General features: G+C 69.9%; 27 protein-coding genes. 18 read left to right on the top strand and 9 right to left on the bottom strand.

Annotation, left to right across the window (positions count from 1 at the left end):
• The first annotated feature begins 2 nt into the window (after nucleotides 1–2).
• From AWC24_RS02660 to eccE, 7 genes are read left to right on the top strand one after another with little or no spacing between them, the layout of a single operon-like run.
• The gene (locus AWC24_RS02660) at nucleotides 3–1,448 is read left to right on the top strand and encodes a PPE family protein (protein ID WP_163705560.1); all 1,446 of its coding nucleotides are present in this window, start codon (nucleotides 3–5) and stop codon (nucleotides 1,446–1,448) included.
• Nucleotides 1,449–1,468: 20 nt separating this feature from the next.
• Nucleotides 1,469–1,762: a hypothetical protein gene (locus AWC24_RS02655; protein WP_041316776.1), complete on the top strand. Its 294-nt coding sequence runs from the start codon at nucleotides 1,469–1,471 to the stop codon at nucleotides 1,760–1,762.
• A 14-nt stretch (nucleotides 1,763–1,776) separates the two neighbouring features.
• The gene (locus tag AWC24_RS02650) at nucleotides 1,777–2,064 is read left to right on the top strand and encodes a WXG100 family type VII secretion target (RefSeq protein ID WP_085082049.1); all 288 of its coding nucleotides are present in this window, start codon (nucleotides 1,777–1,779) and stop codon (nucleotides 2,062–2,064) included.
• A 45-nt stretch (nucleotides 2,065–2,109) separates the two neighbouring features.
• On the top strand, nucleotides 2,110–2,982 hold the full coding sequence (locus AWC24_RS02645; protein ID WP_109560292.1) for an ESX secretion-associated protein EspG: 873 nt from the start codon (nucleotides 2,110–2,112) through the stop codon (nucleotides 2,980–2,982).
• A gap of 24 nt (nucleotides 2,983–3,006) precedes the next feature.
• Entirely contained in the window at nucleotides 3,007–4,449 is a 1,443-nt protein-coding gene (gene eccD, locus AWC24_RS02640; RefSeq protein ID WP_085081940.1) for a type VII secretion integral membrane protein EccD, read from the top strand.
• Entirely contained in the window at nucleotides 4,446–5,885 is a 1,440-nt protein-coding gene (gene mycP, locus AWC24_RS02635; protein ID WP_085081939.1) for a type VII secretion-associated serine protease mycosin, read from the top strand. The genes eccD and mycP overlap by 4 nt, the downstream gene beginning before the upstream one ends.
• Entirely contained in the window at nucleotides 5,882–6,868 is a 987-nt protein-coding gene (gene eccE / locus AWC24_RS02630; protein WP_085081938.1) for a type VII secretion protein EccE, read from the top strand. The genes mycP and eccE overlap by 4 nt, the downstream gene beginning before the upstream one ends.
• 10 nt (nucleotides 6,869–6,878) lie before the next feature.
• Here the strand turns inward: eccE and AWC24_RS02625 are convergent, their stop codons facing one another.
• The 3 genes from AWC24_RS02625 to bluB are packed head-to-tail and all read right to left on the bottom strand — an operon-like array spanning nucleotide 6,879 to nucleotide 9,676.
• Nucleotides 6,879–8,072 carry an alpha/beta hydrolase family protein gene (locus AWC24_RS02625; protein WP_085081937.1) on the bottom strand — a complete coding sequence of 398 codons (1,194 nt, stop codon included), beginning with the start codon at nucleotides 8,070–8,072 and terminating at the stop codon, nucleotides 6,879–6,881.
• 18 nt (nucleotides 8,073–8,090) lie between these two features.
• Nucleotides 8,091–8,990, bottom strand: coding sequence for an amidohydrolase family protein (locus AWC24_RS02620; RefSeq protein WP_085081936.1), 900 nt, complete (start codon nucleotides 8,988–8,990; stop codon nucleotides 8,091–8,093).
• Nucleotides 8,987–9,676, bottom strand: coding sequence for a 5,6-dimethylbenzimidazole synthase (gene bluB, locus AWC24_RS02615; protein ID WP_085081935.1), 690 nt, complete (start codon nucleotides 9,674–9,676; stop codon nucleotides 8,987–8,989). The genes AWC24_RS02620 and bluB overlap by 4 nt, the downstream gene beginning before the upstream one ends.
• Between bluB and AWC24_RS02610 the strand changes: the two genes are divergently transcribed.
• From AWC24_RS02610 to AWC24_RS02595, 4 genes are read left to right on the top strand one after another with little or no spacing between them, the layout of a single operon-like run.
• Nucleotides 9,675–10,013 carry a hypothetical protein gene (locus AWC24_RS02610; RefSeq protein WP_085081934.1) on the top strand — a complete coding sequence of 113 codons (339 nt, stop codon included), beginning with the start codon at nucleotides 9,675–9,677 and terminating at the stop codon, nucleotides 10,011–10,013. The two genes, bluB and AWC24_RS02610, sit on opposite strands and share 2 nt — an antisense overlap.
• Nucleotides 10,010–10,642, top strand: a complete 633-nt coding sequence (locus AWC24_RS02605; protein ID WP_085081933.1) for a phosphatase PAP2 family protein — start codon at nucleotides 10,010–10,012, stop codon at nucleotides 10,640–10,642. Before AWC24_RS02610 ends, AWC24_RS02605 begins: the two co-directional genes overlap by 4 nt.
• Before the next feature lie 4 nt (nucleotides 10,643–10,646).
• Nucleotides 10,647–10,883: a hypothetical protein gene (locus tag AWC24_RS02600; RefSeq protein ID WP_085081932.1), complete on the top strand. Its 237-nt coding sequence runs from the start codon at nucleotides 10,647–10,649 to the stop codon at nucleotides 10,881–10,883.
• A gap of 57 nt (nucleotides 10,884–10,940) precedes the next feature.
• Nucleotides 10,941–11,597 (top strand): L,D-transpeptidase family protein, encoded by a 657-nt coding sequence (locus AWC24_RS02595; protein ID WP_085081931.1) that lies wholly within the window; start codon nucleotides 10,941–10,943, stop codon nucleotides 11,595–11,597.
• A 17-nt stretch (nucleotides 11,598–11,614) separates the two neighbouring features.
• Here AWC24_RS02595 and AWC24_RS02590 read toward each other — a convergent pair whose 3' ends face one another.
• Nucleotides 11,615–11,917: a DUF732 domain-containing protein gene (locus AWC24_RS02590; RefSeq protein ID WP_085081930.1), complete on the bottom strand. Its 303-nt coding sequence runs from the start codon at nucleotides 11,915–11,917 to the stop codon at nucleotides 11,615–11,617.
• 20 nt (nucleotides 11,918–11,937) lie between these two features.
• Nucleotides 11,938–12,240 carry a DUF732 domain-containing protein gene (locus tag AWC24_RS02585; protein ID WP_085081929.1) on the bottom strand — a complete coding sequence of 101 codons (303 nt, stop codon included), beginning with the start codon at nucleotides 12,238–12,240 and terminating at the stop codon, nucleotides 11,938–11,940.
• 258 nt (nucleotides 12,241–12,498) lie between these two features.
• On the opposite strand from AWC24_RS02585, the gene AWC24_RS02580 reads away from it, so the two are divergent.
• The gene (locus AWC24_RS02580) at nucleotides 12,499–13,653 is read left to right on the top strand and encodes a PPE family protein (RefSeq protein WP_085081928.1); all 1,155 of its coding nucleotides are present in this window, start codon (nucleotides 12,499–12,501) and stop codon (nucleotides 13,651–13,653) included.
• Between the two features lie 11 nt (nucleotides 13,654–13,664).
• On the top strand, nucleotides 13,665–14,921 hold the full coding sequence (locus AWC24_RS02575; RefSeq protein WP_163705506.1) for a PPE family protein: 1,257 nt from the start codon (nucleotides 13,665–13,667) through the stop codon (nucleotides 14,919–14,921).
• 1 nt (nucleotide 14,922) lies between these two features.
• Here AWC24_RS02575 and AWC24_RS02570 read toward each other — a convergent pair whose 3' ends face one another.
• Entirely contained in the window at nucleotides 14,923–15,549 is a 627-nt protein-coding gene (locus AWC24_RS02570; RefSeq protein WP_085081926.1) for a TetR/AcrR family transcriptional regulator, read from the bottom strand.
• 39 nt (nucleotides 15,550–15,588) lie between these two features.
• Here AWC24_RS02570 and AWC24_RS02565 point away from each other — a divergent pair, with 39 nt between their 5' ends.
• Nucleotides 15,589–16,815, top strand: a complete 1,227-nt coding sequence (locus tag AWC24_RS02565) for a hypothetical protein (RefSeq protein WP_085081925.1) — start codon at nucleotides 15,589–15,591, stop codon at nucleotides 16,813–16,815.
• Between the two features lie 446 nt (nucleotides 16,816–17,261).
• Here AWC24_RS02565 and AWC24_RS02560 read toward each other — a convergent pair whose 3' ends face one another.
• Nucleotides 17,262–17,621, bottom strand: a complete 360-nt coding sequence (locus AWC24_RS02560; protein WP_085081924.1) for a hypothetical protein — start codon at nucleotides 17,619–17,621, stop codon at nucleotides 17,262–17,264.
• A 12-nt stretch (nucleotides 17,622–17,633) separates the two neighbouring features.
• Complete coding sequence (locus AWC24_RS02555; RefSeq protein WP_085081923.1) at nucleotides 17,634–18,275, bottom strand: TetR/AcrR family transcriptional regulator; 642 nt, start codon at nucleotides 18,273–18,275, stop codon at nucleotides 17,634–17,636.
• 98 nt (nucleotides 18,276–18,373) lie between these two features.
• On the opposite strand from AWC24_RS02555, the gene AWC24_RS02550 reads away from it, so the two are divergent.
• The 4 genes from AWC24_RS02550 (at nucleotide 18,374) to AWC24_RS02535 (ending at nucleotide 21,532) form a co-directional block, all read left to right on the top strand.
• The gene (locus AWC24_RS02550) at nucleotides 18,374–19,222 is read left to right on the top strand and encodes an oxygenase MpaB family protein (RefSeq protein ID WP_234807231.1); all 849 of its coding nucleotides are present in this window, start codon (nucleotides 18,374–18,376) and stop codon (nucleotides 19,220–19,222) included.
• A gap of 79 nt (nucleotides 19,223–19,301) precedes the next feature.
• On the top strand, nucleotides 19,302–19,685 hold the full coding sequence (locus AWC24_RS02545) for an Rv0313 family protein (protein ID WP_085081922.1): 384 nt from the start codon (nucleotides 19,302–19,304) through the stop codon (nucleotides 19,683–19,685).
• 75 nt (nucleotides 19,686–19,760) lie between these two features.
• Nucleotides 19,761–20,654, top strand: coding sequence for a glycoside hydrolase family 16 protein (locus AWC24_RS02540; protein ID WP_109560298.1), 894 nt, complete (start codon nucleotides 19,761–19,763; stop codon nucleotides 20,652–20,654).
• A gap of 56 nt (nucleotides 20,655–20,710) precedes the next feature.
• Complete coding sequence (locus AWC24_RS02535) at nucleotides 20,711–21,532, top strand: glycoside hydrolase family 16 protein (RefSeq protein WP_085081921.1); 822 nt, start codon at nucleotides 20,711–20,713, stop codon at nucleotides 21,530–21,532.
• Here AWC24_RS02535 and AWC24_RS02530 read toward each other — a convergent pair.
• Entirely contained in the window at nucleotides 21,529–22,338 is an 810-nt protein-coding gene (locus AWC24_RS02530; protein WP_085081920.1) for a hypothetical protein, read from the bottom strand. The genes AWC24_RS02535 and AWC24_RS02530 overlap by 4 nt on opposite strands.
• Nucleotides 22,339–22,366 lie beyond the last annotated feature (28 nt).

Raw genomic sequence — 22,366 nt, 5'->3', positions numbered from 1 at the left:
TGATTGCCGCCCCGGTCTGGATCGCCTCCCCCCCGGAGGTGCATTCGGCATTGCTGAGTAGCGGTCCCGGCCCGGGTCCGCTGCTGTCGGCTGCCGGGGAGTGGAATGCGCTGAGCGCCGAGTACGCCTCGGTCGCCGACGAACTCACCGCGCTGCTCGGCGCGGTGCAAAGCGGTGCGTGGCAGGGGCCCAGCGCCGAGCGGTATCTGGCGGCGCATGCGCCGTATCTGGCGTGGCTGGGCCAGGCCAGTGCGGACAGTGCGGGCGTGGCGGCCCAACACGAGGTGGCCGCCACCGCCTACACCACCGCGCTGGCATCGATGCCGACGCTGGCCGAGCTGGCCGCCAACCACATGACGCACGGGGTGCTGGTCGCCACCAACTTCTTCGGTATCAACACCATCCCCATCGCGCTCAACGAGGCCGACTACGCCCGGATGTGGGTCCAGGCGGCCACCACCATGAGCACGTACCACGCGGTGTCCGGTGCGGCACTGGCATCGGCGCCGCGCACCGTGCAGGCGCCGCCGGTGCTCAAAGCCGATACCGCGCAGCCGGCCGCTGACACCTCGTCGGACATCGGGGACTTCTTCACCCGGCTGTGGGATCAACTGGTCCAGTTCTTCACCGACCCGATCGGGGTGATCCGCGAGATCCTCAGTAGCCCCGGCGCCCTCGTCACCTGGTTCCCATTGCTCTTCTTCATCGCCTACGAAGCGTTCTTCATCCCGTTCGGCTGGACCTTCTGGTCGCTGTTGTTCGCCAGCGCGGCCCTGCTGCCGATCCTGCTCGGAGTCGGCCTGGGCCACCTCGCCGACCTGCTGGGCGGGGAGTTGGCTCCCGACGGCGACTTGAAGCCGGTGCCGGTCGGCGTCGCCCCGTCGGGCGACCGGGCGGCACCGGTGGTGGCCGGTTTCAGCCCGAGCGTCGCCACCCCCGGCGCAGCGAGCGTTCCCGCCGCGCCGGCCACACCGGCGCCGGCGCCGGTGCCCGCGGCGGGCACTGCCCTCGGATTCGGCTACCTGGTCGCCGGCGCCGATCCCGGCAGCGGCCTGGGGCCGACCCTCACTGACCGCAACAAGGCGCAAGCACCGGCCTCGCGGGTGCCCGCGGCAGCCGCGGCGGTGGGCGCCTCGGCGCGGGAACGGTCCCGGGCGCGACGGCGCCGCCGGGCCGTGCTGCACGACCACGCCGACGAGTACATGGACATGGATTCCGGTCCGGCCGGTCCGGTCGACGAACCGGCGTCGGCGGCGGGTTCGGATCGCGGCGCCGGGCCGCTCGGTTTCACCGGAACTGCCGGCACGCGCGGTGCCGCGACCGCGTCGGGTCTGACCACCCTGGCCGGTGACGGATTCGGTGGCGGCCCCGGTGTGCCGATGCTGCCCGACACCTGGAGTGAGAACGAACTTTCCGGCCAGGAGCCGGAATCGGAACCGAAGAAATAGTTGGAGAAAGGAGTGCGGCGATGAGTATGTTGGATGCCCATATTCCGCAGTTGGTGGCCTCGGAGTCTGCGTTTGGGGCCAAGGCGGCGTTGATGCGGTCGACGATGGCGCAGGCTGAGCAGGCGGCGTTGTCGGCGCAGGCGTTTCATGTCGGTGAGGCGGCGGCGGCGTTTCAGGGGTCGCATGCGCGGTTTGTGGCGATGGCGGCGCGGGTGAATGCGTTGCTGGATATGGCGCAGGTGAATCTGGCTGATGCGGGTTCGACGTATGTTGCTGCCGATGCGGCGGCGGCGTCGGGTTACACCGGGGTTTAGAAGGGGTTTGTGTGATGTCGCAGATTATGTACAACTACCCGGCGATGTTGGCGCATGCCGGGGAGATGAATAGCTATGCGGGTGCGTTGCAGGCGGTGGGTGCGGATATCGCCAGTGAGCAGGCGGCGTTGCAGGCGGCGTGGCAGGGCGATACGGGGATGACGTATCAGGCCTGGCAGGTGCAGTGGAATCAGGTGATGGAGGAGTTGGTGCGGGCCTATCACGCGATGGCGACCACGCATGAGACCAACACGATGATGATGAACGCCCGCGACACCGCCGAAGCCGCCAAGTGGGGCTAGTCGCCATGTTCTGCTCGATGACGGAAGGCCGCTCGCGTGAACAGGGTGACTGAACCCAACGCTGCCGAGCTGACCGTCGAGCAAGCCTGGTACATCGCGGAAACCATTGGCGCCGGGTCTTTCCCGTGGGTATTGGCGATCACTATGCCCTACACCGACGCCGCGGAACGCGGTGCGTTCATGGCACGGCAGCGCGAGGAACTGACCCGGATGGGCGTTGTCTCGCCGGACGGCACGATAAACGCGTCTGTGGCCGAATGGATCCGGGTGGTGTGCTTCCCGGATCGTTGGCTGGATCTGCGTTACGTGGGCTCACCGTCCGGCGGGGCAGACGAGATGCTGCGCGGTGTCGTGGCGCGCCGCGACCACGGCGGCGCCAAGCCCACCCGGACGGTGGTGGCGCTGCGCAACGCCCAGCTGGTCACCTTCACTGCGATGGACATCGCCGACCCGCGACTGCTCGTCCCGGTGCTCGGCGCCGGCCTGCGGCAGCGCCCGCCGGCCCGATTCGACGAGTTCACCCTGCCCGCCCGGGTCGGGGTGCGCGCCGACGAGCGGCTGCGCGCCGGCGCCCCGCTCGCCGAAGTGCTTGATTACCTGGGTATTCCAGCATCAGCGCGACCGGTCGTGGAATCGGTGTTCGCCGGCCCTCGCAGCTACGTCGAAGTTGTCGCCGGCTGCGCCCAGAACGGCCGGCACACCACCACCGAGGTCGGCATGAGCCTGGTCGACACCGAACAGGGCCGGATATTGGTCGCGCCTACCCGAGCTTTCGATGGCGAATGGGTGTCGACCTTCCGGCCCGGAACCGACTTCGCGACCGCCGTCGCGATCGAAGAGTTGACCGCCACGCTGCCCGAGGGCCCGTGGTTCCCCGGTCAGCGGCTGTCCCGAGATTTCACCACCCAGCTGTCCTAGCAGAGAAAAGAATAGAGAACACCAATGACCGAAGCTCCGGTGCTGACCAGTGCCGCCATGCCGATCGTCCGTATCGCGGTCCTGGCCGACAGGCGCCTGACCGAGATCGCCGTGCCCGCGGAGTTGCCGCTGCGCGAAATCCTGCCGGCGGTGCAACGCCTGGTGGCACCGGACTCCGGTGACTCGGCTGATTCAGCCGAACCGGGCACCGGTGTGACGACCCGACTGAGCCTTGCGCCGGTCGGCGGTGCACCGTTCAGCCTGGACGCCAGCCTGGACACCGTCGGCGTGGTGGACGGCGACCTGCTGGCGCTTCGACCGGTGCCGGTCGGGCCGGCGGCGCCGGGCATCGTGGAGGACATCGCCGACGCCGCGGTCATCTTCTCCGCATCCCGCCGTAAGCCGTGGGGTGGCAACCACATTCGGCGTGGCGCATTGGCGGCCGGTACGGGGCTGATCCTTGCGGCCACCGGCCTGGCCACCGCGCACGGGGCGCTCACCGGCGAACCGGCCGGGTTGTTCGCGGCCGCGGCCATCGCGTTGCTGACCGTCTTGGCGGCGCTGCTGTGCCGGACGCGGTCGGCGGAGGCGGCGCTGACGCTGTCGATCGCGGCGCTGGTGCCGCTCGCCGCCGCAGGCACCCTGGCGGTACCCGGCCTGTTCGGTCCGGCGCACGTGGTGCTGGGCGCCGCGGCGGTCACCGCGTGGTCGCTGATCTGTCTGATCCTGCCGCCCGGCGGCCGCGGTGAGCGCGGGATCGCCTTCTTCACCGCGGCCGTGGTCGCCGGGGTCGGGGTGCTGGCGGCGGCCGCCGTCAAAACCTTCTGGGAGCTGCCGTTCGTCAGCCTCGGTTGCGGGCTCATCACCGCTTCGCTGCTGCTCACCGTTGCCGCTCCGCAGCTCTCGGCGCTGTGGGCGCGGCTGCCGCTGCCGGTGATCCCGGCGCCGGGCGACCCGACCCCGTCGGCGCTGCCGCAGAGCGTGCTCGAAGACCTGCCTCGCCGGGTGCGCGTCACCGACGCCCACCAGACCGGCTTCGTCGCCGGCGCCGTGCTGCTCGCGGTGCTCGGTTCGGTGGCGATCGCCTTTGCACCCGAAGGTCTTTCGGGCTGGGCGTGGTACGTGGTCGCGGGCATCGGGCTGGCCTCGGTGCTGCGCGCCCGGGTGTGGGACTCGGCGTGGTGCAAGGCCTGGCTGCTGGCCCAGCCGCACCTGACCGCGGTCGTGCTGCTGGCCTGCTACGCCGCGACCGGCCGGTTCGCAGCCGCCTTCGGTGCGGTGCTGGTGCTGGCCGCACTGGTGGCGGTCTGGGCGGTGGTCGCGCTGAGCCCGACGGTCGCGTCGCCGGACAGCTACTCGCTGCCGGTGCGGCGGCTGGTCGGCTTCCTGGCATCCGGCGTCGACGCCACCCTGATCCCCGTCATGGCCTACCTGGTCGGCATTTTCGCCTGGGTTCTGTCTCGATGACCGTTGCCGACACGCGCAGCTGGAGCCGACGGGCGGTCGGCGTCGTCCGGGGGGCCGGGATCGCGGCCCTGGCCGCGCTGCTGACCAGCGCCCCGGCGCTGGCGATCACCCCGCCGACGGTCGACCCGACGGTGCCGCCACCCAACGGCGCACCCGGCCCCGTCGCGGCGATGGAGCAACGTGGGGATTGCGCGAGTTCGGGCGTGCTGCCCGGCAGCGACTTCAATACGGCGACCGCCGGGCAGCGGATGCTCGATCTGCCCGCGGCGTGGCAGTTCTCCCGCGGCGAGGGCCAGACGGTGGCCGTCATCGACACCGGCGTGCGTCCGGGCCCGCGGCTGCCGGAGGTGGACCCGGGCGGCGACTACCTGGGCACGACCGACGGCCTGACCGATTGCGACGGTCACGGGACCCTGGTCGCCGGCATCATCGCCGGCCAGCCTGCGCCGGAGGGCCAGGACGGTTTCGCCGGCGTCGCCCCCGCGGCGCGACTGCTGTCGCTCCGCACCGCCTCGGCCTCGATCTCGCCGCGGTTGGCCGGGGACGATCCCCGGACGACTCGGGTGCTCACCGACATCACCGCGTTGTCGCGGGCCATCGTGCATGCCGCCGACCTCGGCGCCCGGGTCATCACCATCTCGACCACGACCTGCCTGCCGGCCGACCGCAACGTCGACCAGACCGCGCTGGGCGCCGCGTTGCGCTACGCGGCGGTGGAGAAGGACGTGCTGATCGTGGCGGCTGCCGGCGACACCGGTCAGACCGGGTCGGTCGGCGGCGGCGGTGAGGGGTGCGAGTCCAATCCGCTCACCGACCTCAGCCGCCCGCACGACCCGCGCAACTGGACGGGCGTCACCTCGCTGTCGGTGCCGTCGTGGTGGCAGCCCTACGTGCTGTCGGTGGCGGCGTTGTCCTCGAACGAGCAGCCGTCGAGCTTCACCATGGCCGGGCCGTGGGTCGGCGTCGCCGCACCCGGCGAGGGCATCGTCTCGGTCAGCAATCGCGACGACGGCGGTCTGGCCAACGGTCTTCCAGGCAACCAGGACAGGCTGGTGCCGCTCAGCGGCACCGGTTATGCCGCCGGTTACGTCGCGGGCGTCGCCGCGCTGGTCCGCAGCCGCTACCCCGACCTGAACGCCAGGCAGGTGGCGCACCGGATCGTCGCCACCGCCCACAACGGCGCCCGTGCCCCGTCGGCTCTGGTGGGCGCCGGGACCGTCGACGCGGTGGCCGCTCTGACGTGGGAATTGACGCCGGTGGCGGATCCGGCCCACTCACCGTCGAAGAAACTTTCCCCGCCGCCGGCCCCGCAACCCGAGGACCCCGCGCCGCGGATCGTGGCCTTCGCCGGAACCGCGCTGCTGGGCGGGCTGGTCGTCGCGGTCGCCGTCGGCGCCGCAGCGGCCGCCCGCCGACGAAAGGAAAATCAGCTGTGAGCCAGTACCGTTCCACCATTCCCCGGCCCGGCCCGGCCAGAATCACCCTGGTTCTGCTCGCCGTCGTGCCGGCACTGCTGGCCTACCCCTGGCCGACCCCGCGGGACCGCTGGGTGCTCGCCGTGGGGGTCGCCGTGGCGATCCTGCTGTTGAGCTGGTGGCACGGCCTGCACCTGACCACGATCGTGCGCCGCCGGCTGGCCATGACGCGCTCGAGCCGCGGCGTACACACCGACCGGCGAGCGGTCTCCGGCGCGCGGGCAACGTCGGCGCTGCGGGTCACCGCCTCGGCTGCCGGGGATACCTTGCCGCTCGCGGTGATCGCCGGTTACCTGAACCGGTACGGTCTGCAGGCCGACGCCGTGCGTATCACCAGTCGCGGGGCCCGGCCGGAAGGCGGCGCGGAGAATTCCGACACCTGGATCGGCCTGACCTTCTCGGCCGCACCGAACCTGGCTGCCCTGCAGGCCCGTTCGCCGGAGATTCCGCTGCAGCGCACCGCTGACATCGCGGTGCGCCGGCTTGCCGATCATCTCCGCGAGATCGGTTGGGACACCGCGCTTGTCGACGCGGATGAGATCCCCTCGCTGATCGACTCGGGCGCCCGGGAGACGTGGCGGTCGGTGGTCGACGGCTCGGGCGACCACGTCGCCGCCTACCAGGTCGCCATCGACGCGGCGCTGGTCGACACGCTGAGCCGGATCCGGGCCTCGAGCGCCGGGGAGACCTGGACGGTACTGGAATTCGCCGACGACGGTGGCCAACGGACCGTCGCGGCCGCGTGCGCGCTGCGCACCGGGTCGGCGCCCGTCGGCGCGGCCCCGCTGGCCGGTCTGGTCTCCGAGCAGGGCAATCACCGCAGCGCGCTGCTGGGCCTGCATCCGCTGTCGGGGAGTCGTCTCGACGGCCGTGCCGCGTTGTCGGACGACGACCTCGCCGGGCTGCGGTGGCCGGTGGCGTCGGCGAGCGTGGCGGCGCGTTAGCGGGTCGGCGTCAGAACATGTACCCGCGCAGGAAGGCGGTCATCCGGCGCAGGTAGGTCGGCTGGCTGACGTGCAGCACGTGGTTTCCCGGGAACCAGTGCAGCGCACATCGATCCCAGTGCTGCCAGAGCATCTCGGACTGCTCGGGCGGCGCCAACCGGTCACCCAGACCGGTGATGATCAGCCGGCGGTCCTTGGCGACCAGCGGCGGGTAGTTCAGCGGCGAGTGGTATGCCGTCGCGTCGGTGAATGCGCTGTGGTCGACCCGGCCCAGCAGTTGGCCGACCTGCACCACCTTGTTGGCCGGGAACCAGTCGCGGATCTCCGAATCGACCGAGACCACCGGAACATTGGGGATCACCGCCTGTAGACGGGGCTCGACCGCGGCGAGCAGCGCGCTGGTGTAACCGCCCAATGACAGGCCGGTCAACGCGATGCGGTCGACGCCGGTGAACTCGAGATAGTCGACCACCGAGCGGAAGTCGTGGACGGCTTGGGCGATCGCCTCGGCGAAGCCCGACATGCCGTGCGAGAAGATGCCGTATCCGCTGAAGGGCGAGTACTTTTCGGCACGCCTGCCGTGGAACGGCAGGGTGAACAACACGACGTCGTAGCCGGACCGGTAGAACCAGGGCAGTGAGAAGAACAAGCCGTTGAACAGGTAGGCCGACCCCATGAAACCGTGGATGACGCACAGGGTCGGCCGGGGGCCGTCGTCGTGACGCCAGTGCTGAAACCGTGCGGTGTTGTTCTGGCCCAGCGCGTTCCAGGAATCCCCCATGGCCGGGTTGATGGCCTCGAAACTGCTGTGGAACGACACGTTCTCCACCGTGCCGCGCGCCACCCGCTCGGCGAGCGGGTTGGCCCGCCGCGAGGAGATCCGCGGCAGCGCCGTCGGCGCCGGAAAAGACCGGACCGGGTCGCGTTCGGCGGCCAACTCGGCGTAGAACGCCAGACGTTCCCTTTCCCGCCGCGACTGTTCGCGCCCCATCGCGGTGGTCAGCACCGACGGAATCATCGACGCCGCGACCATGGATGCCACCGCGGTGCGCAGGCCGAGGTCGGCGAACGCCGAGGTGTCGACGATCAGCTTGTCCCGCAATGACAACTCGCTGCGCTCGGGCAGGCCCTTCGGGCCGGCGTCAGCGCCCGGAACGTCGGGGACCGGGATGGGTGGGGTGAGCGGGGTGGCGTCAGTGGTCACGGTCGCCGGCCTTTCTTCTCAAGCGGATGGTAGCGCGATCTCGAACAATCGGGCCGCATTGTCGTGGAGCACGCCCCGCATCCAGCCGTCGTCGATGCCGGGAACTGCGGTAACGGCGGTCAGTGCGTCGCGGTACCGGTACGGGATGTTCGGAAAGTCGCTGCCGAACACGATCCGCTCACCCGCGTCGCGCAGTCGCGCTTGCTCGCCGGCGGGAAAGGGCATCAGTTCGTCGACGAACGCAGTGAACGCCATGGTGGTGTCCAAGTGCACAGCGGCCGAATCCAGGCAGATGTCGAGGAACTCACCGTACTCGGGCATACCCATGTGCGCGACGATCAGCGGCAGCCGCGGGTGACGGTGCAGCAGTCGCCGGACCGGTTCGGGCCCGGTGAACCGCCCGGGTTGCGGCCCGGAGCCGCAGTGGATGACGACCGGGGTGGCGGAGTCGGAGATGGTGCCCCAGACATCGTCGAGTAGTGGGTCGTTGGGGTCGTAGTCGCCCACCTGGATGTGTGCCTTGAACAGCTGGGCGCCGGCGTGGACGGCCGCGCCGACGTAGTCACCCGCCCCCGGTTCGGGATAGAACGTCGCGGTGGCCAGGCAATCCGGTGTGGCGCGGGCGAATTCGGCCGACCACTGGTTGAGCCACGCGGCCATCTGGGGCTTGTGCGGATAGACCAGCGAGGTGAACCGGCGCACCCCGAAGGACCGCAGTGTCTCGACGCGGTGGGCCTCATCGGTGCGGTAGGTGATCGGCCAGCTGCGTCCCACCATCGGGCCTGCCGAGTCGAAGTAGTTCCACACCTTGTCCATCACCGGTTTCGGCATGAAATGGGTGTGCACGTCGATGATCCCCGGCAGCCCGAGCCCGGACCAGATCCGCTGGACCGCGGCGGCCTCGTCGTCGGCGGTCATGGTCGCTCCCAGGTGTTCTCGGAGACGAACTCGCGCAACGGTTTCCGGTAAGCCCAGTCGTCCAGCTCCAACGCCGGGCGATCCGGAAACTCCGGGACCGGGCCGAGGCACAGGATCGCCACCGGCTCGGCGTCGGCGGGCATGCCCAACAGCTGCGCCAACGGCCGTGGCTCGAACAGCGAGACCCACCCCATGCCCAGGCCCTCGGCGCGAGCCGCCAGCCACAGGTTCTGGATGGCGCACGACACCGACGCCAGGTCCATCTGCGGCAGCGTGCGGCGGCCGAAGATGTGTGCCTGCCTGCCCTCGCGCAGCGCCACCACCAGCAGTTCGGCGCAGTCGCGGATGCCTTCCACCTTGAGTGCCAAAAACTCCTGTTCACGCCGTCCCAGCGCGCGGGCGGTGCGATGGCGTTCCTCGTCGACCAGGGTGTGGATGCGTTGCCGCAGGGTGCCGTCGGTGATCCGGACGAACCGCCACGGCTGCATGAGCCCCACACTGGGCGCGGCGTGGGCCGCGGCCAGCAGGCGGGCCAGCACGTCCGGGTCGACGGTGCTGTCGGGGACGAACCGGCGCATGTCGCGCCGTTCGGCGATCACCCGGTAGACGGCTTGGCGCTCCTGGGCGCTGAAGGACGGATCAGCCACGCGATCATGGTAGGAGTCACACGAAGGGATGCCCGCCATGAAACGTTCGGAACTGCTGGATCAGCTGTCCGCCGACTCCACCGGTGCGCTGGTCTACGGCGAACCGCACCAGACCCCCGACGGCACCACGGTCATCACCGCCACCCGGATTCAGGCCGGCCGTGACGGTTCGGCGGTGACCGCCACGCCGCTGGGTGTCATGGTGATCCGCGGTGACAAAGCCAAGTGGGTGGCCGCCGTCAACGCGGACCGGATCGCCTTGGTGGGAGTGCTCACCGGCCTGCTGTCGGCGGTGATCGCATCGCTGGCGGTGCTGCGCCGCCCGCCCTGGCCGGACCTGCGGGGCGTCGGCACACGTCGCGACCCGACGTCATGACGCCGTCGGCGGCGCGCGCATCCGCACTGGTCTCGGTCGTTGTCGCGGCGGCGGTCTGTGCTCTGATGCTGGTGGGTTACCGGCAGGGCTGGGGCTGGCTGGCCGCCGTCGACACCGCGGCGCTCGACGCCAGTTACGACATCGGGATCAAACATCCCGGGTGGGTGTCGTTCTGGGACGGGTTGTCCACCGTCTTGGCGCCGGCGGTGTTCCGGGTGCTGGCCATGGTGGCGGTGGTGGTCGCGTTGCTGCGGCGCCGGTTGCGGCCGGCGCTGTTCCTGTTGCTGACGGTGGAGTTGAGCGGGCTGCTGACCGCCGTGGCCAAGGGCTCGGTCGATCGGCCACGCCCGGTGACCGCGTTGGCGGGGGCGTCGTCGTCGTCGTTTCCCTCCGGGCACGCGCTGGGGGTGATGGTCGCGGTGGGTGCCCTGCTGGTGCTGATGTTGCCGATGCTGCGGCGCAATGTCCGGGTGGCGGCGGTCGGCGTGGGTGCGCTGGTGGTGGCTGCGGTCGGCATCGCCCGGGTGGCGCTGGGCGTGCACCATCCCTCCGATGTGCTGGCCGGCTGGGCACTGGGCTGGGTGTATCTGACCCTCTGGGCGCTGTTACTCAAACCGTGGCAGGCTTGAGGAGATGACCAGCTATGACGCCGACCCGGTGGGGACGCTCGTCTGCTCGCGTAAGGGTTGCAGCGCCGAGGCGACGTTCGGGATGCTGTGGAACAACCCGAAGCTGCACACCCCCGAACGCCGCAAGGTATGGCTGACATGTCCTGAGCACCGGGAGTATTTCCGCGGCTATCTGTCCTCGCGGGGTCTGCTCAAGGACGAGGCGCCGGTCGACGACCTGCCGCGCCGTGCAGAACCGTGACCCGGCACGCCGGGACCGGTGTTTGACCCTCCCGGGGCACCCGCCGATGATGAGTCAATGCGCCGACTGCTGAGCCTGTTCTGCGCTGCCCTGTGCACCGCCGGCACGACGCTGGTTGCCGCGCCGGGTGCCCAAGCCGACGTCACGCCGTGGTTCGCGCGATCCGTGGGGAACGCGGCCCAGGTGATCTCGGTGGTCGGAGTCGGCGGTTCCGACGCCAAGATGGACGTCTACCAGCGCAGCGCGACGGGATGGCAACCGGTGGCCGCCGGGATACCCGCCCACGTCGGTTCCGCCGGGATGGCGCAGCAGGCCAAGAGCGGCCATCCGGCCACCCCGATGGGCGTGTTCACGCTGCCGTACGCGTTCGGCACGGCACCGAATCCCGGTGGGGGACTGCAGTATGTCCAGATCGGTCCGGACCACTGGTGGGACGGTGACGACAACAGCCCGACGTTCAACACCATGCAGGTCTGCAAGAAGGAACAGTGCGCGTTCAACACCGCCGAGAGTGAGAACCTCCAGATTCCGCAGTACAAACATGCGGTGGTGATGGGCGTCAACACCGCCCGCACCCCCGGTGACGGCGCAGCGTTCTTCTTTCACACCACCGACGGTGGCCCGACCGCGGGCTGCGTGGCCATCGACGACGCCAAGCTGGTGCAGATCATCCAGTGGCTGCGTCCGGGGGCCGTCATGGCCATCGCGCAATAGCGCGCCGGCGGCGGTACTTACACCTCAGCGCAGTAGGTGGCTCGCGCGATACCGACGAATTGCGACGCCTTGGTCAGGGTCAGGCTCGGGTTGGCGTTCTTGACGCCCTTGGCCGCCTGATTGGCGCTGTGCCCCTCGGCGATGTACCGGCATACCGCCTGGCCGCCGGCGACCGCGTCGGCCGGATTCGGGTAGGAGATGCCCATCTGGTCCAGGGCGCCGAGGAACCGGGCGTCGCCGGGCTCGGCGGCCACCGGGGCGGCCAGACCCAGCAGACCTGCCATCGCGAAGACCGCCACCGCTGGCTTGCGAACCCTCATCGTGTCCTCCGTCGGCCGGATCAGTTGGGGCAGTACGAAGTTCGCGCGACTACCACGAATCGGGCGGCGTTCTTCACCGACAGGCCGCGGTTGGAGATCCGCAGCGCGCGCGCGGCGCCGTCCGTCTGGTGCCCGGCGTGCAGGTAGTCGCAGACCTGGCGTCCGACGGCCACGGCCTCCTGCGGGTCGGTGTATTCGATGCCCGCCTGCTCGATCGCGGTGAGGAACGCGACGTCCGGATCGGTGTCGGCGTGTGCGGGCGCACCCAGCCCGACCAGCGCGGCGGCGCTGACCGCGGTCAGGATCCATCGTGCGTGCTTCATAGTGGTGAAAGCATCGCGGCCCGGGATTAATCGCCACCTGCCATGACGTGAATAACCGGTGAACACCAACCGTCTGATCTGCATCGGGGCTGCCTCGATGACGGCTGGACCGATCGTGCGCCGCAGATTTCATCGACGCGCCACTGTGCTGACCACCTGGACGTAACCCCGAGTTCATTTCAGCGGCGTTTCCTCAGTCGCCGGGTGACTTTTCGGAGAACTGCAGGAGAACTGTGGGTTAGCTGCTAAGGGGCTGTGATGTACCTGGACTATAATGTTCTGCCCCCGGAGATCAACTCCGGACGCATCTACGCAGGGCCCGGGTCCGGATCAATGCTGACCGCCGCGGCGGAGTGGGAGCAGCTGGCCGCCGAACTGCTGACCGCCGCAGCCGGATACGACTCGATCACCTCGGGGTTGGCCGCCGGCTCCTGGACCGGCCCGGCCGCGACCGCGATGGCTGCCGCCGCCCAGCCCTACGTGACGTGGTTGCGCGGCAGCGGTGCGCAGGCCGAGCAGACGGCACGACAGGCCGTGGCCGCCGCGGAGGCCTATGCGACGGCCGTCGCGGCGGTGGTGCCCCCGCCGGTGATCACCGCCAACCGGGTGCTGCTCGATGAGCTTGTCGCCACCAACGTCTTCGGGCAGAACTCCCCGGCGATCGGTGAGGCTGAACGCCAATACGCCGAGATGTGGGCCCAGGACGCCGCCGCGATGTACCGCTACGCGAGTTCGTCGGCCGCCGCGTCGGCGCTGACCGCATTCGGTCAGCCGCCACCGACGACCAATGCGTCCGGGCAGGCCGCCCAGTCGGCGACGGCCCAGGCCGGCGCCACCGGCGCCGGCGGCGGGGTCTCGGGTCTGCTCACCTCGGTGACGTCGATCATCGGTCAGTTCTCACCGTTCACCGGACTGGCGACGCAGGGCATGAGCGCCACCATGACGGGCTGGTCGGGCACGGCGAACATGCTCAGCAACATCAACAACGGCATCGGCCTGGCCGCCTTCACCGCCGAAAACCCGGGCGGCTTGGGCGAAATCCTCAACCCGCCGATGATCGGACCGGCCGGTCTGGGTCTGGGCGGGTTTGGCCTGGGCGGTGGCTTGGGCGGTGGCGGTCTGGGTGGTGGCGGCTTGGGCGCCGGGCTGTCGGCGAGCGCGGGCAGCGCACTGCGGATCGGGGGCCTGTCGGTGCCGCACGGCTGGGCGATGCCGGCCACGCTGGCTTCGGCCGTCGGCCCGGCCGGGGCGGCTCTGCCGGCCCCGGGGCCGGCGGTCGCCGGCGGCCTGCCGGGAACGGCATTCGGCGAGACCATGCTCGGTACCCTCGCGGGTCGCGGGCTGGGCGCGGCGACGTCTCGGGCCGTTTCAAATCGACGCACGGTCGTTCCTCGACCGCCGGCCGCGGGCTGATGGGAGCCGGTATGGACTTCGCGCTGCTTCCCCCGGAGGTCAATTCCGGGCGGATGTACACCGGTCCCGGGGCGGCGCCGATGATCGCGGCGGCATCGGCCTGGGACGTCCTTGCCGCCGACCTGGAGATCGCCGCCGTCGGGTACTCGGAGGCGATCGCAAGCCTGACCGGCCACCATTGGTCCGGCCCCGCCTCGGCGGCGATGGTCAAGGCGGCAATGCCGTATGTGGCGTGGCTGCAGGCGAACGGCGCCAAGGCCGAGCAGACCGCAATCCAGGCCAAGACGGTGGTGGCGGCCTACGAGGCGGCTTTTGCCGCGACCGTGCCGCCGGCCGAGGTGGCCGCCAATCGGGCATTGCTCGCGGCGCTGGTCGCCACCAACTTCCTGGGGCAGAACACCCCGGCCATCGCCGCCACCGAAGCGCACTACGGGGAGATGTGGGCGCAGGACGCCGTCGCGATGTACGGATATGCCGCGGTTGCCACGCCGGCCAGCGCCCTGCCGGCCGTGGACCCGCCGCCGCGAACCACCAACCCGGCCGGATCCAGCACCCAGGCCGCTGCGGCATCGCACGCGGCCGGAACCAGCGCTCATGCACACCTCAATAGCGCGATACACACCGTGCTGCACCACATGCCGGCATCGACCGGCTCATCGGGCACGTCGTCGGAGTCACTGGCCGACCTGGTGAACCCGCTGACGCCGTATACCAGCGTCGCCGCCAGCGGGATCAGCTTCGACTCCAGCATGTACACCGTGGTCGCCAACGGTGCCGGTTGGGGACGGCTGCTGTTCGTCCGCGGTGGCGTCGAGGGTGCGTTGACCTTCGAGGGGCTGGGCCCGCGCGGTGTGCTGTCGTCGTCCACGACGCCGGCGGTCGGTGCCGGCATGGGCCGGGCCACCCCGATCGGGCGGCTGTCGGTGCCGCCGAGGTGGGCAAGCGCGGCACCGCAGCTGCGGCCGACCGCGTTCACCCTGGCCGCTGCCGACACCCGGCTGCCGGCCGCCGTCGCGTTGCCGCCGGGAACGGCGTTCCAAGAGGCGATGATGGGAACGACCGCCGGCCAGGGCGCGACGGCCGACACCGGCGGTGCTCGCGGCCAGAAGACGGGCAAGAAGAACGAGGAGCAGGACGGCCGGCCGGCCACCACGCTGACCAACGGCAACGGCTGGTTGGCGTCATCGTGGGCGTATCACAATCGACCGCGTGAGGCGCAGCCGCTGCCGACCCATTGGCGCACCGGGCCCTCGGACCAGTCCGCGTAGGTTAGCGGCGCTCGCGCTCCAAGTAGTGGCTGACCATCTCGATCAGCGCCCGCCGTTCGGCCTGCCAGTCGAACTCTCCGCCGATGATCATCTGTGCCAACACGATTCCCCGCAGCGATGCCCAGATCACGTCGGCCACACCGGAATCCGCCGGGTCATCGGAGACCAGCACGCCCAGCCGGTTGATCGCCTCGTTCATCTGCAGCAGGTGCTCGTAGGACTGCTCGCCGAGGCTGCCCCGGGTGGCTCGCAGGATCTCGAACGCCGCCAGGGAGGTCGGGCTGGCGTAGCAGCGCCACGCGGTGTCGACGACGGCCTCGATGCGCTGCCGCAGTTCCAGCCCGCCGACGTCGACCGCCGACAGGCTCGCCAGTAACCGGGCGACGCCGTCGTCGACCACGGCCATCAGCAGCCCGTTGCGGTCGCCGAAGTGGTACTGGATGACGCCCCAGGTCACCCCGGCCCGTTCGGCCACGTGTTTGGCGGTGGCTGCGCCGAAGCCCTCGTCGGTGATGCAGCGCACCGTCTCCTCGATGATCCGGGCGCGGGTGTCGTCGCCGCGCTTGCGGGGCGCGGTGGTTCGCCGCGTTGGACCGGGAGACGGGCTGGTACCAGCGGAAATTCCCATTGTTGACTTTATAACATAGTCAGGTCTATTTTTTCTTCTGTGACCGAATCCAGGTATGCGTCGCTGTCGCGCGACGAGTTGGCCGTGCTGGTACCCGAGTTGTTGCTCATCGGGCACATGATCGACCGCTCCGGGATGGCCTGGTGCATCCAAGAGTTCGGCCGCGAGGAGATGTTGCAGATCGCCATCGAGGAGTGGGCCGGCTCGAGCCCGGTCTACACCCGGCGCATGCAGCGGGCGCTGGGCTACGTCGGCAACGACGTGCCCACCATCTTCAAAGGCCTGCAGTTCGACATCGGCTCACCGCCGCAGTTCATGGACTTCCGCTTCACCGTCCACGACCGCTGGAACGGCGAATTCGAGTTGGCCAGCTGCGGCGCCTTGCTCGACGTGGAGCCGATGGGCGAGGACTACGTCTTCGGCATGTGCCACACCATCGAAGACCCGACCTTCGACGCCACCGCGGTGGCGACCAACGCGAAGGCGCAGTGCCGCCCGGTGCACCGGCCGCCCCGCACGCCGGTCGACCGGCAGCCGCACTGCTGCTGGACCGTCATCATCGACGAGTCCTATCCCGACGCCCAGCCGATCCCCGCATTGGCGGTGATCAGCGAAACCAATGCCGCCACCTGGGAACTCGGCGCCATCGACCCGTCCGGCGAAGGACTGGCGGACTACACCGGGCCGCTGCTGTCCGATATCGACTTCACCGCGTTCTCCCACTCGGCACTGGTCCGGATCGCCGACGAGGTGTGTCTGCAGATGCACCTGCTGTACCTATCGTTCGCGCTGGCGGTGCGCGCCCGGGCCGACACCGACGAGCTGGCGGTCTCGGTGGGCCGTCGCCAGCTGACCGGACTGGCCGGGCTGGGTGCGGAGCGCATCAAGAACGCCATGCGGCTCTCCGATGACATCGCCGGGGCGCTGCGCACCTTCGAATTGCACCCGCTGCTCAATCCGGCCGGCTACGTGCGCGCCGAGATCGGTGACGGCCGGATCTCGGTGCGCCGCTCACCCGCGCACGACGACGGTGCCTGGATTTCGCTGTGTTCGCCGGCCGAGGTCAACCCGCTGCAGGCCATCGCGACCGCGGTCAACCCGCTGCTGCGGGTGAGCATCGAGGGGTCCGACGACGAGTGGACGGCGCGGCTGATCGAAACCGACACCGAGGCCAAGGAGTTGCCCGAGGTGATGGTGACCAAGGTCAGCGGCGGTGCGACCTTCCAGTTCCGCACCCGAAAGTCGTTGCCGCTAACGGTTGTATAACCCTATGGTCTCGGCGGTGGCGGCTCACCGCGCGTGCCCCTAACGTGGTCACGACACTAGCCGTTGTCGATCCAAGGTAAGCAGCATATGTACGACCCGCAGGACGACGATGTCACCCGGGAAGCCGACGCAGTCGAGGCGACCGCGATGGCGCCGACAGTGACCTCTGCTCCAGGAACCGGTTCCGTCGTCGGCGCATTCGCCTGGTCGCAGGAGGACGGCAGCGCCGGCGCCGAACCGGTGCCCTACGTCGAGGACCGCTACGACGACTCGCCGGGCACCGGACGCCGACCGGCTGCCCCGCCGCCTCCGGCACCGGTCCCCGGTCGCCGCCACCCGTCGCGGCTGCCGCTGTACGCACTCGGCTTCGGCATTCTGGTGGCGCTGATCGCGGTCGCCGGCGCGCTTTACAGCTTGGCGCGCAGCTCTGAGGAGCAAGCACCCGTTCAGCCGGAGACCAGTGCCGTGGTGGCGCCGCCGGCCCCGCCGTCCAGCGAGTTGCCGCCGCCTCCGGCCCCCAGCACGCCCGCACCTCCGCCGCCTCCGGTGGCCACCGCGCCGCCGCCGACCACCACCGCGCCGCCGAGCACCACCACCACGACGGTGCCACCCACCACCACGACGACCACGCATCCGCCGAGCACCACCACGACAACGGCGCCCACCACGACGACGGCACCCCCGACCACCACGGTGCCGCCGAGCACCACCGCGCCGCCGACGACCACCGTGCCGCCGACCACGACCGTGCCGATGACGACCGAGTATCTGCGAATTCCCTTGGTGCCGATACCGATTCCGATCACGGTGCCGGAGAACTAGGCCCGCCCGCGGATCAGCGGAACCAACACCGAGGCGGCGAACGTCGTGATATCGGCGTGGGTGTGCAAGTGCGGCGGCCCGTCCGGCGTCAACAGCAGTGACTGGGTCAGCCGGGCCAGCACCGCTGACAGGGAAGCGATCTCGCTCGCGTCGGTCGAGCCTCCGGAGCGCTGGCGCACCAACCGGATGCGCTCGGCGAGGAAGGCGGACGCAAGTTCGACCACGTCACCGGCTCCGACGGTCAGCGCTCGCAGCGTCTCATCGCGGTCGACCTCGAGCAGCTGGTGCAGCAATCGGTTGTCACGCAACGTGGTCAGTGTCGTGGTGCAGAACCGCACGAGGTAGTCGTCGATCTCGGTGTCGCTCGGACGGTCGGCCAGCACACCGCTGCCGGAGTCGATCTGTGTCAGCACCCGGCCGGCCTCGTAGAGGAATGCGGCCGCGACGATGTCGCTCTTGGCGCCCAGTCGCCGGTAGAGGGTGGCCCGGTTGACCCCGGCGCGGCGGGCGATGTCGTCGGTACTGGTTCGTCGTACCCCGGTCAGGGCGAACTGCTCCAGGGCAGCCCGCAGGATGGGGGCATCGGCGTCGGACTCGTCTGGCGCCCCGAGCAGCGCAAACAACGGATTGGCGGCCATCGGAGTCGAATCTACCGCCGAAACCGTTGCCAACCCCTCCGAACGATGCAACAATTATCGTTGAATCGTTGCACAACGGAGAGGGTGTGACCATGGTTATGCAGCTATCCCGACCACCGGTCGACCGGGGTCTGAACCTGGCCGACTACGTCGGGGAGGGTTTCCTGTTCCTCGGCGCCGGCGTGACGGTGCTGTTGCAGCTGGCCGAGCCCGGCGTCGGCCACGGCGTCGCCGATCACTCCACCGTGCTGTCGCGGCCGCTGGACCGGCTGCGCACCACCATGACCTACATCTACGTCACCACCCTCGGTACCGAAGAGGAGCGGCGGGCGGTGGCCAAGATGGTCAACCAGGCGCACGTGCCGGTGAAGTCGAAACCGGACGGCCCGGTGACCTACAACGGCTTCGACCCCGATCTACAGCTGTGGGTGGCGGCAACGCTCTACAAGAACGGCCAAGACCTCTACGAGCGCTTCCTGGGCCCGATGGACGAGGCCACCGCCGAACGGCTGTATCAGCAGTCGGCGGTCTACGGCACCACGCTGCAGGTCAAGCCGGAGATGTGGCCGGCGACCCGCGCCGAGTTCGAGCAGTACTGGCAGCGCAAGCTCGACGAGCTGACCATCGACGACCACGTTCGGGCGTTCTGCCACGAGCTGTTCCGCGGCGGCGACTCGCCGCTGTTGATCCGGCTCGGCATGCCGTTGAACCGGTGGATCACCCGGGGCCTGCTGCCGCCGCAACTCCGCGAGCAACTGCACTGGACCTGGAGCCCACGCGATCAGCAGCTGTTCGACGCGCTGATGGCGGTGCTGCCGCCGGTGTACCGGCTGGTGCCGCGGCCGATCCGCTGGTTGCCGTCGCGCTACTACCTGTGGGCGATGCGCCGCCGGCTGAGCAGCGGGCGGCGGCTGATCGACGAGCGCGACCGGGTCGGCGCCGCCTGACACCGGCCGGACGACGCTGGCCAGACCCAGCCCGACGCAGGCACACTGGGGTGTGACACCGGGCCGGAAGGGGTTGGCGATGAGCAACGACGGTTCATTCGGATTCGATTCCGAGGATCTGGATCGGATCATGCGCGAGGCCGGTGAGGGGCTGCGCGCCGCGTTCGACCGGTTCTCCGGAGCGGTCGGCTCCGGCAGCCGGGTGGGCTGGGGCGGGATTCTCGCCGACCTGGCCCAGGCGGCGCGGTCCGGGCCGCCGACCACCGGCGAGACCGGCGACGGCGTGTGGGCCATCTACACCGTCGGTGACGACGGCGCGGCCCGGGTCGAGCAGGTCTACGCCACCGAGATCGATGCCCTGCGAGCCAGCCAACGCAATCCCGATCCCAGACGAAAAGTACGGTTTTTGCCTTATGGAATTGCGGTCGGTGTGCTCGACGACAGTGCTGACCAAACCGAGTGACGTAGTCCACCGACAGGCGGGGCACGCCTGGTTTGACACGGTTCCGGCGTGGGTTACATTGCCACCGTGCCTGAGATGAACCGCCGCCAAGTCATGATGATGCTGGGTGCCGGGGCGCTGGCCGCCACGGCCCCGAACCCGCTGGCCAGAGCCGTTCCCGCGCCTCCCGGGGCGCCCGGCGACCCGACCCAGCCACCGGCCGCACCGGGCGACCCGGCAGTGCCCGGCGCCGGCGCCAAGCCCGGCGGCTTCATCTGGCATGACGAATTCGACGGCCCAGCCGGTTCCGCCCCGGACCGGTCGAAGTGGACGGTCTCCAACCACCGCACCCCGATTCGCCGCCCGGTGGGCTGGGACCGGCCCGAGTACTTCTACCAGTACCGCGACAACCGCAAGAACGTCTTCCTCGACGGCAAGTCCAACCTCGTCATCCGCGCCACCCAGGAGGGCAACACCTACTTCGGCGGGCTGGTGCACGGTAATTGGCGTGGTGGCATCGGCACCACCTGGGAAGCCCGGATCAAGCTGAACTGCCAGACCGCGGGTTGCTGGCCCGCATGGTGGCTGTCCAACGACGACCCGGGCCGCGAGGGCGAGATCGACATGATGGAGTGGTACGGCAACGGCGAGTGGCCGTCCGGCACCACCGTGCATGCCAACCCGTACGGCACCGCGTTCGAAACATTCGCGCTTCCGGTCGACGGCAATTGGCACAACTGGCGGGTCACCTGGAACGCCAGCGGCATGTACTTCTGGCAGGACTACGTCGACGGGATGGAGCCCTACTTCAGCGTCCCGGCCGTGGGCATCGAAGACGTCGAGGAACCGGTCCGCGTGTGGCCGTTCAACGACCCCGGCTACACGGTCTTCCCCATCCTGAACCTGGCCGTCGGCGGATCCGGTGGCGGTGACGCCCGGCAGGGGAGCTACCCGGCGGACATGCTGATCGACTGGGTGCGGGTCTTCTAACCGGCGTTCCGCCGTTCCGCCGTGCCGTCGACGCCGATCGATGGCACCATTCGAGGATGCCCGAGATGAATCGACGCAGCCTGATGCTGACCACCGGGATCGGGATGCTGGCTAGCGCGATGCGCGTACCGGAGGCGTGGGCGCAACCGTCGCCGGCGGGTCCACGGCCTGCCGCGCCGGCCCAGACCTACCTGTTCAGTGACGAGTTCGACGGTCCCGCCGGTTCAGCACCGGATTCGGCGAAGTGGATCGTGGCGCGAGCCCGCGAATCCATGACGGACCCGACGTACTGGGAGCTGCCCGAGAACGTCGGGCAGTATCGCGACGATCGCCGCAACGTGTTCCTCGACGGCAAGTCCAACCTGGTGTTGCGCGCCGCCAAGGACGGCAACACCTATTACAGCGGCAAGGTCGCGAGCCGGTGGACCGGCGGCATCGGTCACACCTGGGAAGCCCGCATCAAACTCAACTGCCTGACACCCGGCGCCTGGCCCGCCTGGTGGATGGGCAACGAGGATCGTGGCGAGATCGACGTGCTGGAGTGGTACGGCAACGGCAGCTGGCCCTCGGCGACCACTGTCCACACCAAAGCCAACGGCGCCGAATGGGCGACCCACCAGATCGCGATGGACAGCGCCTGGCACACCTGGCGATGCCGGTGGGACGAGGACGGCATCCGGTTCTGGCGCGACTACGTCGACGGCGCCGCGCCCTACTTCACCGTCCCGGCGAACTCGATCGCCGACTGGCCGTTCAATGACCCCGGCTACCAGGTGTTCACGGTGCTGAATCTGGCCATCGCTGGTTCGGGCGGCGGCGATCCCGGGCCGGGCAGCTACCCGGCTGAGATGCTCGTCGACTGGATACGGGTGTTCTAAGGGAGGCTGCGCTGGTCGAGCCAGGCCACGCCTTCTTCCGCCGCCCGGGACAGTGCGCCGCGCTCGCCGAAATAGCCTGCGATCGCCCCGATCCCGGGCAGCAGACTGAGCCGTTGGTACAGCTTGTTGGGGTGTGGCCGCTTGGCCGCCTCCTCGAAGGTCGCCCGCAGGATCCCGGCCAGCTGCCAGATGCTCCGAGCGACGCCCGGGCTGTCCCGCGGCGGCTTGGGTTCCGACGGAGTGGGCACGTGGACGTCCTCGGGCAGCCGCCGGTCGCACAGCACCGCCGCCAGCAGCCGCACCTGCTCGCGCCGGTCGGTGACGCCGTACTCACGGGCCAGCGCACACAGCACGATGGCGTGATTGACGAATCCGGCCAGCTCGCCGACCGGCACCACCCGTGCCAGCCACCCGAAGATGCGCGGCGAGGCCACCACCACGGTGTTCAGCGCGCCGACCCGGTGCACCCACCAATGCACCCGCTCGTCACGGCTCATCCGGTCCCAGGCGGCGGTGCCCGGCAGGTCGGCGGCGTTGATCAACTGCGCGCCGGCGTTTCTGGCGCGGTCGGCGGCGCTGGGGCCGCGGCCGGCCTCGTTACGCCGCCGTCGGAGCCGGAACCGGCGGATCCGGCCGGTCACCCCACGCGGCGGTGCGAGCAGGCGACGGGTGCGCTTGCGCAGCCCGATCGGATCGGATTGCGAAAGCAGGTCGAGCAAGGGGTTGATGACGGCCACCGCGCGGCCGAGGGCGTCGGCGACCTCGGCATCGGTCAGGGCGGCGTGCGGCTTCGGGAAGAGACCCATGGTGGTGATTGTGCTGTGCGTGGCTGCT

It is taken from the genome of Mycolicibacter senuensis (assembly GCF_002101885.1).
In the GTDB taxonomy this organism is placed as follows: domain Bacteria; phylum Actinomycetota; class Actinomycetes; order Mycobacteriales; family Mycobacteriaceae; genus Mycobacterium; species Mycobacterium senuense.
Note: the sequence above shows the minus strand (reverse complement) of the source record. Positions and strands in the feature narration are given on the sequence as shown.